The sequence below is a fragment of the Chamaesiphon sp. OTE_8_metabat_110 genome (assembly GCF_031382685.1).
Lineage (GTDB): Bacteria > Cyanobacteriota > Cyanobacteriia > Cyanobacteriales > Chamaesiphonaceae > Chamaesiphon.
Map to the genome: position 1 here is coordinate 1 of NZ_JANMZA010000421.1, position 10,295 is coordinate 10,295.

General features: G+C 46.5%; 12 protein-coding genes, 1 tRNA gene and 1 pseudogene. 8 read left to right on the plus strand and 6 right to left on the minus strand.

What is annotated here, in order from left to right; translation table 11 throughout:
- Nucleotides 1–257: 257 nt before the first annotated feature.
- Entirely contained in the window at nucleotides 258–1,184 is a 927-nt protein-coding gene (locus RMO52_RS15545; protein ID WP_310415890.1) for a hypothetical protein, read from the plus strand.
- A 141-nt stretch (nucleotides 1,185–1,325) separates the two neighbouring features.
- Here RMO52_RS15545 and RMO52_RS15550 read toward each other — a convergent pair whose 3' ends face one another.
- The 3 genes from RMO52_RS15550 to RMO52_RS15560 all read right to left on the minus strand — a co-directional run bounded on the left by RMO52_RS15550 (nucleotide 1,326) and on the right by RMO52_RS15560 (nucleotide 2,786).
- Entirely contained in the window at nucleotides 1,326–1,925 is a 600-nt protein-coding gene (locus tag RMO52_RS15550; RefSeq protein ID WP_310415893.1) for a YdcF family protein, read from the minus strand.
- Nucleotides 1,926–2,021: 96 nt separating this feature from the next.
- Nucleotides 2,022–2,095, minus strand: a tRNA-Arg gene (locus RMO52_RS15555).
- A gap of 124 nt (nucleotides 2,096–2,219) precedes the next feature.
- Nucleotides 2,220–2,786 carry a DUF937 domain-containing protein gene (locus tag RMO52_RS15560; protein WP_310415896.1) on the minus strand — a complete coding sequence of 189 codons (567 nt, stop codon included), beginning with the start codon at nucleotides 2,784–2,786 and terminating at the stop codon, nucleotides 2,220–2,222.
- A 220-nt stretch (nucleotides 2,787–3,006) separates the two neighbouring features.
- On the opposite strand from RMO52_RS15560, the gene RMO52_RS15565 reads away from it, so the two are divergent.
- Complete coding sequence (locus tag RMO52_RS15565) at nucleotides 3,007–3,783, plus strand: CAP domain-containing protein (RefSeq protein ID WP_309741427.1); 777 nt, start codon at nucleotides 3,007–3,009, stop codon at nucleotides 3,781–3,783.
- Nucleotides 3,784–3,951: 168 nt separating this feature from the next.
- Here the strand turns inward: RMO52_RS15565 and RMO52_RS15570 are convergent, their stop codons facing one another.
- Nucleotides 3,952–4,302, minus strand: a complete 351-nt coding sequence (locus RMO52_RS15570; RefSeq protein WP_309741428.1) for a DUF6464 family protein — start codon at nucleotides 4,300–4,302, stop codon at nucleotides 3,952–3,954.
- A gap of 287 nt (nucleotides 4,303–4,589) precedes the next feature.
- Here RMO52_RS15570 and psaC point away from each other — a divergent pair, with 287 nt between their 5' ends.
- The 5 genes and pseudogenes from psaC to RMO52_RS15595 all read left to right on the plus strand — a co-directional run bounded on the left by psaC (nucleotide 4,590) and on the right by RMO52_RS15595 (nucleotide 8,958).
- On the plus strand, nucleotides 4,590–4,835 hold the full coding sequence (gene psaC / locus RMO52_RS15575) for a photosystem I iron-sulfur center protein PsaC (protein ID WP_295620893.1): 246 nt from the start codon (nucleotides 4,590–4,592) through the stop codon (nucleotides 4,833–4,835).
- 282 nt (nucleotides 4,836–5,117) lie between these two features.
- Nucleotides 5,118–6,992: pseudogene (gene glmS, locus RMO52_RS15580) on the plus strand (glutamine--fructose-6-phosphate transaminase (isomerizing)).
- Between the two features lie 23 nt (nucleotides 6,993–7,015).
- Nucleotides 7,016–7,885, plus strand: a complete 870-nt coding sequence (locus tag RMO52_RS15585; protein WP_309738528.1) for an AAA family ATPase — start codon at nucleotides 7,016–7,018, stop codon at nucleotides 7,883–7,885.
- A gap of 9 nt (nucleotides 7,886–7,894) precedes the next feature.
- Nucleotides 7,895–8,245, plus strand: a complete 351-nt coding sequence (locus RMO52_RS15590) for an AAA family ATPase (RefSeq protein ID WP_309738530.1) — start codon at nucleotides 7,895–7,897, stop codon at nucleotides 8,243–8,245.
- Between the two features lie 422 nt (nucleotides 8,246–8,667).
- Nucleotides 8,668–8,958, plus strand: a complete 291-nt coding sequence (locus RMO52_RS15595; protein WP_309738531.1) for a hypothetical protein — start codon at nucleotides 8,668–8,670, stop codon at nucleotides 8,956–8,958.
- A gap of 51 nt (nucleotides 8,959–9,009) precedes the next feature.
- Here RMO52_RS15595 and RMO52_RS15600 read toward each other — a convergent pair whose 3' ends face one another.
- A complete protein-coding gene (locus tag RMO52_RS15600) occupies nucleotides 9,010–9,762 on the minus strand; it encodes an RNA methyltransferase (RefSeq protein ID WP_309738534.1) in 753 nt (250 codons plus the stop codon).
- Nucleotides 9,763–9,789: 27 nt separating this feature from the next.
- Between RMO52_RS15600 and RMO52_RS15605 the strand changes: the two genes are divergently transcribed.
- Nucleotides 9,790–9,933 (plus strand): DUF2256 domain-containing protein, encoded by a 144-nt coding sequence (locus tag RMO52_RS15605; protein ID WP_310415900.1) that lies wholly within the window; start codon nucleotides 9,790–9,792, stop codon nucleotides 9,931–9,933.
- A gap of 130 nt (nucleotides 9,934–10,063) precedes the next feature.
- Here RMO52_RS15605 and RMO52_RS15610 read toward each other — a convergent pair.
- Nucleotides 10,064–10,295 (minus strand): GTP cyclohydrolase I (locus tag RMO52_RS15610; RefSeq protein WP_310415903.1); only part of this gene is annotated, 232 nt, incomplete at its 5' end.

A 10,295-nucleotide genomic window follows, 5' to 3' on the forward strand; every position in this document is an offset into this window, starting at 1 on the left:
AATTACCCCCCCAACCCCCCCGTATAAAGGGGGGGCTTTTCATGCTCCCTCCCCTTTATAAGGGGAGGGCTGGGGTGGGGTAAAAGACTCCGCATCAACTCAAACAAACTCGCATCGTTGAAAGAGACTGAATCCACAATAGCGATACCCATCTTACTTCACCCTGGTTCACCTTGATTCCGCATACTCATTGCACCCTCACAAATCGGTCGGTGAAGATGTAAACAACAACCGAACGACACAAGGAAAGCCAAACCATGAAACTCACTCAAACAAATCGCGATCTTGCTGGTTACTGCCCCGAAAATCCCAACTATCTCCACATCCGCGCCCGCATGAACCGCCTAGTCGATCGCTACCTGACGATCGATATTCTCAGCCAACACCTAATTGACTTACCCACCCAGTTTTCCCAACCCCATGTTAGAAAATGGGAACCAATCGACTGGAAATCGGTCGATCGCACTCAGATTGTCGGCGTCGATCCAGATTTATTCATCATGCTCGTAGCGGGTGCCACCGAGATCGAAACCCCGATCCGGGAGTATTCCCAGGAAACCTGGAACTACATGAAATCGATTCATCCTGGGATGGCTTACTTTATCGGCGGTACCCAAAATCCAGACGGTTCGATCGCCACATTAGGCGCATGGGAAAAAGAAGAACGCCAACATGCTCCCACCTTCAAGAAAATCTACCAGCAATTAACAGGTGAAAAACTCCAGCCCAAACCCAACAGTGTCAACATGCAGCAATCGATCGATTCAGCATTAGAGGCTGTCAATAAGCATACCCTCAGCCGCATCTCTACCGAATGGGGAGCCGTATCGATCTACCTGTGGCTGATGGCGCACTCTACAGGCGCATTGCAACAAGCGATCGCCCAACCTTTCCAAGATGAAGTCAATCATCTGGCTAAATTCTGGGGATTTAGCCGTTGGGCGTTTGATGGCTCTTATTACAAACAAGTTAAAGGTTCTGCCAAAAGCCTACTAACTCTAGCCAAACACCATCGTGGCGAACGGACTGAAGGTAATAATCTCGTCGGCAAGGCAACGACAGTAGATGCGATCGAGCTTGCCTTCATATTCTCCAGAGTGATGGTGCGGGTTAGGACTTGGAACCGGGAACTCAGCCATACACTACTCACCCATCTATTTGGCGAGAGTCCAATTGCAGTCTAATTGAACGTGAGTCCAGGTTAAGAGATGCCTGGAGACTGAAGTCTCGGCTGATGATGCGAAGTCCGCCTACGCGGACTAATAAACTAGTCCGCGTAGGCGGACTTTGCATCACAAGCCCCGATTTCAATCGGCGGCCAATCCCTACTTACCGCCAGCGTAGCCAGTAGCCAGCCAGAACAGAGAGCGGAAGCTATCTCGCACCGTTTTCCGCACTGGTTCGACGGGTCTACCACTGACAAAAGTTACAGGTTTGACTTTAATGCCCCGACTACCAAACACAATTTCACCGATCGCGCGTGCGCGGTGAATATGGTCGTCAGAGGTAACTAGATAAACACTGGTAATCCCTTTGGACTCAAATCGATCGACTAGAGTTGTGAAGTTCGTCACTGTATCGATCGCCCGATAATCCAGATGCAGGTTTTCAGGCGATACCCCAGCCTTTTTAAACACCCGCTTGGCATATCCCGGCGGCGCACCGCTAGAAATCCATACGGGTAAATTGGGGTGGATGTGTGCAAATTTTGCACCGAAGATTTCGCGTTCTTCCTCGCCACCAAGGACAAAGATTGCTTGAGGTTGAATCCAGGTATTTTCTAACTCTCGATAACCAAACCAAGCGATCGGCAGTATCAACGGTGAGATCGGTAACAACAATTTTAACAATCGCCAGCGATGACGGCGGCGATGATTGGGGAGTGGGGATGAGGGAGATCGGGGGATGATGTGATTATGCGCCATGCTGCCAGGAGCTTGGAGAGGACAGATGAGATCGCTAGACTGCGCCTAGCATTTGCTAGGCTCAAGTTACCACAATTTATCAATGCAGACAACGCACGGGACTGGCGGGAATCGAACCCACGGCCTATCGCTTAGGAGGCGATCGCTCTATCCTACTGAGCTACAGCCCCAAACAGCAATTTATTGTATCAGACTATTGACTGGTGACTAATTAATCTAGATATAGACCTAGCTTGCATCTACCTAGCCGAGCAACTAGTCACCAGCAATTTATTCAGTAGGCTACACCAATGACTAAAACAGCTTACCAATAATATTCCCCAGATCGTTAATGGGATTGCCATCACCATCGGCATCGAGCATTTTTGTTGCCATCCCGATTAAATCGTTATCACCGCTAGCACCGCCCAGGGTTTGCGCCATACTACTGGGATCGGTACCACTTTGTTGGCTAAATTTACCGATCGCCGCAATGACAATCGGGGCGAGCATTCCCAATAATTGGGTGACAGTGCCATTATCCATCCCCGTCTGTTGACCGATATTACTCGCGATCGTATTCTGCGATCCACCACCTAACACCTGACCGAGCAGAGCGCTGCCCATGTTCGCTGCACCAGCATTACCCACAAATCCCATCAGATTGTCCAAAATCGAGCCATCGTGTTGCTGAGTCGCTTGATTGATGGCATCTGCACCATCTGGAGTAGCTGCATGGTTGCCCATTGCCGACAGTAGCATCGGTAGCGCCATCCCGACCGCCGATTTGGTAGTGCCATTGTCGGCACCAATTTGTTGACTGATTTGTTGGACGACAGGGCCGCCTAGTTGACTTGCCAGCATTCCGATTAATGGATTCATCAAAGTTTACCTGGATTTAATAATGTTGAAAATCGATGCAGTGCTCTGCACTAGGCACTTGCACATTGGCAAGGCTGGCAAAATGCCATCGCCGACCACATTGTACACAAATCTTTCAACCATCTTTAAAAATTCACGGATTTTATTTAATTTAGTTGAATAATATGGTAGCTATTCAATAGCGAATGACGATTATTATGCAGATAGCCATTAGTTGACTGTGAACAAAGTTTGGATCGGTCTTGCCACAATCTCGATTTCATTATTGCCCATACCCGATCGACAATCGCGGCTGGGAAACTCCAGCATCATCGACAACCATCGATCGAGCTTGCCACTTTTAGCAGTCGGAGGTGCAGCTCGATCTCCTTTACCACTGCCAAACGAACCCACCATCCGCACGATCTCGATCGCCCTCAATACCCAAACCGCAATTAGTTTATCCAAAGTAGAGCGATCGATTATCGGCGAAATGAATCGAGCCAGAAGCAATCCACCCGCCTATCGCAAAGTGTTACTCAGTTGGCGAAGCAGATTTAACGGCAAAAAAGCTAAGTTAAGCGATCGACTTTATCTCATCACTCAAGAAGGAACGCCAGCAATTGATGAAGCCATCAGGTTCCTCCAAAAAACCCGTCCGGTATCGACATTAAAGCTCTCACGCGGACTAACCCTCGCCGCCCGCGATCTAGTTCGCGACCAAGGTGTGAAGGGCACTACAGGTCATCAGGGCAGCGATGGCAGTACTCCCTATCAACGCATGTCACGGTATGGTAAGTGGCAAAAGATCGCTGGCGAAAACATTGCCTATGGGCCAGCTACGGCTCAAGCTGTCGTCCGCGACCTCATCATCGATGATGGTGTCCGCGATCGCGGTCATCGCATAAACATGTTTCAACCCCAGTTTCGGCTGACTGGCGTCGCTTGTGGCTACCATCGCCAGTATCGGGTGATGTGTGACATCAAATACGCTGGGGGTTATGTCGATCGACGTTGACAATTGATAAAAAATGTGTAGTCCACTGGCAGCCTTCTCAAAGTGTCAAAGATGACAACATAGTGCCGATCGATTTGAAACATTAGATCGCTATTTATTGGCTCGATCGATCGCTAAACTACAGATAATCGATCGCCAAAACCATTGAAATAGTCAAGTCAAACTGCATTAGACCCGATATTTACAGCCCTCGCAGGGGCCAGTAGGATGTACCGCGCAGCGAAGCAGACTCGATCGAGCGTTGTACTGACAACTAGCATCGCCAATCACCCATTGACCGTCAATCAGGCTTTGCTCTTCCGGGCGAATTGCCGACTGGACATAGAGAGCAATTTTGTGTAACTTGTAGCGACCCGATTGAAGTTGATAGCGATGACGGCGTTCTAAGACAGCATAAGTCCGACCATCCAAATCGATGTAATTTCCGGGTTGTGGCGTCCAATCCAACTGGACTTTGGTCAGTACTTCTCGCGACTGGGTTAAAATCACCTCAGTCGCCAAAGACTCTGATTCCCTCATTAGATTTCCATGCTGAGCGTCAAATCTTATTTTAACCTTTGTTTTAGTGAATAGTGGATAGTGGATGGTAAGTAGTGAATAGTACTTAGGAGTACATTTTAAGTCTATTTTCAGTTACTAGCGCAATATGTGAATTTATCTACTGACGCCAACGCCCACGGTTCAAAAGTTAAAAACCTTTAACTTATGTAGCCTTTTTGAGAACTAGTATCTGCGCCTGCGGTACACTAAGCCTTGATTCTTAAGTTTTAGCATTGCTAAAGCTTTATCGTTGGGAGGATGATTGGATGTCTCATAGCGTCAAGATTTATGATACCTGTATTGGCTGTACTCAATGCGTTCGGGCTTGTCCGACAGACGTATTAGAGATGGTACCTTGGGATGGTTGCAAGGCTCAACAAATTGCATCTTCACCCCGCACGGAAGATTGTATCGGTTGCAAACGGTGCGAAACTGCTTGCCCTACAGATTTCCTGAGTATCCGCGTGTATTTAGGCGCGGAAACTACTCGCAGCATGGGTCTAGCATACTAGTTCCCACTCGTGACTAGAGGCTGAGGGTACGTTGTGGTTCCTTCAGTCATCAGTCGCGATTTAGGCTTTAGGCTTTAGGTTTTGAGCTTTAGGGATTAGGAAGTAGATGGTAAAGGGTAGATGGTGGCGAGTGGCAATGTTTTAGGAGATTTTTTGCAGTAGTTGTTACATTCGATCGCAAGTTGGGTAATTATAGTATTAAAGTGAGGCTGGTCTCGATCGTAATGAGATTGCCATTAGAGCACCAAAACTAGGATCGCCGTTGCAGGAGAAATAGACTATATGTGTGGAATTGTTGGCTATATTGGCACTCAACCAGCCCAATCCATTCTGGTTTCAGGATTAGAAAAACTAGAGTATAGAGGTTATGATTCTGCTGGGGTAGCCACAGTTGTCGAAGGTAATTTGGACTGTATTCGCGCTAAAGGGAAGCTACACAACCTCCGCGAAAAAATTGAAACCGCTACAAATCGCGCCCCCATTGGCATCGGACACACTCGCTGGGCGACACACGGCAAGCCAGAAGAATATAACGCGCACCCCCACACAGATACCAACCGACGGTTGGCGGTGGTGCAAAACGGCATTATTGAAAACTACCGCGAACTGCGCGAAGCCTTAAAAAAACAAGGACATGAATTTCGATCGGAAACCGATACCGAAGTCATCCCCCATCTGATCTGCCAATGTTTTGCCGATGGTGCTGAAAACCTGATGGTAGCAGTCCAGCAAGCCGTTCACAAATTATCCGGCGCATTTGCGATCGCGGTAATTTCGGCAGACTATCCCGACGAACTAATTTTAGCCAGACAGCAAGCACCATTGGTAATCGGTATTGGTGACGGTGAATATTTTTGCGCTTCCGATACACCCGCGATCGTTCAATATACCCGCACGATCTTACCCCTCGAAAATGGGGAAATGGCGCGACTCACCCGTGATGGCGTCGAAGTATTTACCTTTGACGGTGCCAAAGTCCGCCGCCAGCCACATAGTATCACTTGGAATCCGATCGCAGTTGAAAAGCAAGGTTTCAAGCATTTCATGGCGAAAGAAATCTACGAACAGCCAGCCGTCGTCCGCACCTGTCTCGAAGCCTATCTCGATCTCGATTGGACTCCGGATAGTACGAAGTCTCCCTTCAAACTCGATCTCCCAGCATCGATCTACAAAGATCTTGAAAGCATTCAAATCGTCGCCTGTGGTACCAGCCTCCACGCGGGGATGATCGGTAAATATCTGATCGAAGAACTCGCTCAAATTCCTACCGCCATTCAATATGCGTCCGAATTTCGCTATTCACCCCCACCATTAACCGCCAACACCCTCACCATCGGGATTACCCAATCCGGCGAAACCGCCGACACCCTCGCCGCCGTCGAAATCGAACGATCGCGCCGCCAAGACAAAGCACCCAAATATCACTCCCGCCTCCTCGCCGTCACCAATCGTACCGATAGCGCGATCGCCCGCGTCGTCGATTGCGTCATCGACACCCACGCAGGCATGGAAATCGGCGTAGCCGCCACCAAAACCTTCATGGGTCAGTTGATGGCGTTTTACTTCCTCTCGCTCGACCTCGCCCATCGTCGCGGGACTATTACACCCGATCGCCTCGCCGAAATTATCGCTGGCTTAAAAGTCCTCCCCTCCCAAATCGAAGTCATCCTCGAAACCCAAGAAAAATACATCGAAGAACTCTCCCACAGCTTCCTCGACACCCACGATGCCATCTTCCTCGGTCGCGGCATCAACTTCCCGATCGCCCTAGAAGGTGCCCTAAAACTCAAAGAGATCAGCTATATCCACGCCGAAGGTTATCCCTCCGGCGAGATGAAACACGGCCCGATCGCACTCCTCGATGCTAAGGTACCCGTAATTGCGATTACCATGCCAGGGAAAGAATAAGAGAAAGCGGATTCTAATGCCCAAGAAGCCAAGGCACGAGATTCACATTTGTATGGGGTAGTAGCCGCCAGCGATAAGGATGCAGCAGAGATCTTTGACAAGGTTTTACCCGTACCAGATGTCGATGAATTATTATCGCCAGTACTAACAGTTATTCCGATGCAATTGATGTCATATCACATTGCCGCCATGCGCGGATTAGATGTAGACCAGCCTCGCAACCTCGCCAAATCGGTGACGGTTGAGTAGTTGATTTAATGTCAAAAAGTTGTATGTTAGATTCCGTAGGTGTTCTGGCATTTACGGAATTTTTGTCTAAAGATATGCAAATTAAATCTATCAAAATCGATAATTTTAAATCTTTAGTTAATTTTGAGTTACCTTTAGCCAAGTTTAGCTGTTTAGTTGGGCTAAATGGTTCAGGGAAATCTACAGTATTGCAATTTCTTGATTTTTTGTCTCAACAAGTTAGAGGCGATCTGAGTGGTTGGCTCAAACAGAGGCAGTGGGAATCTTCCGATCTTAGTTCAAAATTGACTCGTAAGAAAAATATTAACTTTGAAGTCTTACTTATACATTCTGAAAACTTTGAAATTATTTGGCATGGCAGCTTTAATCGTACAACATTACAATGCACTAATGAATCGATAGAATGGGATGAATATCAAATTTTAGAAGTAGCAGATAGAAATTACAATATTTTAACTATATGTGAAATAGATGATAGCCCAAGAATAATTGGCTATGTTCAAGAGAGTGTGATTGCTGGAAGAATTACCTCTAATTATCAGGGATCTGTGATATCACAAATTAAAGAATCTGAGTTGCCAAAGGAATTGTATGAATTCAAGAAATTCTTTGCAAATCTACATGCTCTAGATCTACTAGCCCCTGAACTACTCAGACAAAGGACTAGAGATGCAGGTAATAGTTTAGGATTAGGTGGTGAGAAGCTGTCGGCATTCTTACATGAAATTGGTGAAGCAAAACGGGATATCATTCAAGCAAAGCTGGCTAAAGTTTATCCACAATTCAAACATCTCGATATATTATCGCTACGTTCTGGCTGGAAAAGTCTTACCATTCAAGAGCAGTTTGGTGATACGATCGTCAAGACGGAAGCTCGACATGTCGCTGATTGATTTCTGCGGATGCTGGCGGTTTTTGCTCAACTATCTAAAGAGCAAAGTTTCTTGCTGCTAGATGAAATAGAAAATGGCATTAACCCTGAATTAATTGAGTTTGTGGTAGATGAATTAGTTGAATCCGATCCGCAAGTATTGATTACTACTCATAGTCCGATGGTTTTAAATTACCTCGAAGATGATGTCGCGATCGCGGGTGTTATCTATATATATAAAGCCAAGAGTGGAGCAACACAAGCGATCCGGTTATTCGATATTCCTGCGATGCGTGAGAAGCTAACGGTGATGGGTGCGGGTGAAGTTTATGAAGATACCTTATTAACTCAACTTAATGAGGAAATCATCGAGGGTTTATGATGTTCTTAATATTAAGTGGAGAGGGATCGACTGATACAGGTGTAAACGATAAAGAATTTGGCCCAATGACAAAATTAATTGATAATTGGATCGATCGTAAAATTGGCTATTCATTTATCAAGGAAAAAACATATACTATTGTATCCAAGACTGAGTTAACAAAAAAAGCGAGAAGTCTTCCAGCTCAATCTTGAAAAGGAAAAAATGTTGACGATGAAACAAGAGAATTATTTAAAAGAGCTAGAGCATTAGCTATAATAGCTCATCAAAAAAAGAAAGATATTGGCGATACAATCCCATTGATTGTTGTACTTTTTGTAGATAGTGATGGTAAAAGAAGTTCTCAGAAAAACAAATGGGCAATTCGGTTTAAATCGATACTAGATGGATTCAGTCGTGAAAAACTTTCTACTGGAGTTCCCATGATCCCTATTCCCATCTCCGAAGCTTGGGTTTTGTGTGCTTTAGAAAACAAGTACAAGGATTGTGTAAAACTTGAATATGAGTCAGCTAGTAAAAATTCACCTAATTCTCTCAAAAAGCAGCTAGAAAATAATCTAGGTGAGCCGGAAACGAGAATATTGCTTAATAATAAAATTGATGATGGGGAGATCGATATCGATCGCATGACCGATCTGCCTAATGTGACGGCATTCAAGGATAGACTCAACGAAGTATTAGATCTGCTCGGCTGTGCGCGATCGAAATTGTAACTCGGTTACAAGCGCGGGAAAGTCGGTATTTTCAAATTGTAAGCCGTTCCTCTAGCCTTGTTGTCGATCGAGCGCCCACCGGACTTGACTTAAGATTCCGCGTAATAAAGCGACTTCATTTGGTGAAAGTTGACTGCGATTGTAGAGACGGCGCAGTTTTTCCATCCGATGCAGTGCTGTATGGGGAAATAGATAGCCGATATCGAGCAGTAATGTCTCTAACTGCTGATAATATCCTTCGACTAATTCTACTGGTGCTACGTCAGATTGTAGCGGTATTTGGGCCTGCTGAATCGGTAAATCTTCAGCTAGATCGATCGCACACATCTGCAATTCATAAGCACAAACGCCAACTGCTTGAGCCAAATTGAGCGAACTATAACTAGAGCCGACTGGAATCCGAAGATAGCGAGTGGCATAATTTAATTCGGCATTAGTCAAGCCACTATCTTCCCGTCCAAATATTAATGCTGTCGGCTCGGTACTCTCTACCAGCCAAGGTAAAGCTTGTCTGGGTGTTTCGAGCTGCGTTGGAAGCGCCCGATCTCGCGCTGTAGTGGCAATTACGCGCGTACAACCCTGGAGCGCAGTCGGTAAGTCTGGAACGATCTTCGCTGTCGCTAAGACATCGATCGCATGTACTGCCATGCGGCTAGCTTCTTCGCCAAAAACGTCACACTGAGGATTCACAATTACCAATTGTGTCAATCCCATATTTTTCATCACCCGCGAGATCGCGCCGATGTTTAGGGCACCCGTTGGCTCTACTAAGACAATCCGAATATGATAGAGAGAGCTACTCACTGTAAATTTATCGATCGATTAACTGTAATGCCGCGACATCGAGCAAAATCCGATCTGCCGACGAAGATCTGCCCCGTTTGCAATCTTTCATTCACTTGGCGCAAGAAATGGGAATCCAATTGGGATGAAGTCAAGTATTGCTCCGAACGCTGCCGGAGAAGAAGAGAGTAGAGGGTAGGGAGTAGGGAGTAGGGGGTAGAGAGTAAGTGAGGATTTGGTAGATGGTAGAGGAGGATTTTAAGATCGTAAGATCGAAGAACGCCCGCTTGTTCGCTACCCTCTACCCTCTACCCCCTACCATCTACATGAAAGCTGGCTGATGACGAATGAGATTGAGAAACTCTTCTCTAGTGCGCTGATCCTCTTGGAAGGCACCTAGCATCGCGCTGGTAACTGTCCACGAACCAGGTTTTTGGACGCCGCGCATGACCATACACATGTGGCTAGCTTCCATCACTACCGCTACACCCTTGGGTTCTAAGACTTCTTGCAGTGCTTCGGCAACTTGACGGGTGAGGCGTTCTTGGACTTGC

Bases quoted from the DNA above. Each gene is read 5' to 3' on its own strand.
- RMO52_RS15545 (WP_310415890.1), top strand. From the start codon at position 258: ATGAAACTCACTCAAACAAATCGCGATCTTGCTGGTTACTGCCCCGAA.
- RMO52_RS15550 (WP_310415893.1), bottom strand. From the start codon at position 1,925: ATGGCGCATAATCACATCATCCCCCGATCTCCCTCATCCCCACTCCCC.
- RMO52_RS15560 (WP_310415896.1), bottom strand. From the start codon at position 2,786: ATGAATCCATTAATCGGAATGCTGGCAAGTCAACTAGGCGGCCCTGTC.
- RMO52_RS15570 (WP_309741428.1), bottom strand. From the start codon at position 4,302: ATGAGGGAATCAGAGTCTTTGGCGACTGAGGTGATTTTAACCCAGTCG.
- psaC (WP_295620893.1), top strand. From the start codon at position 4,590: ATGTCTCATAGCGTCAAGATTTATGATACCTGTATTGGCTGTACTCAA.
- RMO52_RS15585 (WP_309738528.1), top strand. From the start codon at position 7,016: ATGTTAGATTCCGTAGGTGTTCTGGCATTTACGGAATTTTTGTCTAAA.
- RMO52_RS15590 (WP_309738530.1), top strand. From the start codon at position 7,895: ATGCTGGCGGTTTTTGCTCAACTATCTAAAGAGCAAAGTTTCTTGCTG.
- RMO52_RS15595 (WP_309738531.1), top strand. From the start codon at position 8,668: ATGATCCCTATTCCCATCTCCGAAGCTTGGGTTTTGTGTGCTTTAGAA.
- RMO52_RS15605 (WP_310415900.1), top strand. From the start codon at position 9,790: ATGCCGCGACATCGAGCAAAATCCGATCTGCCGACGAAGATCTGCCCC.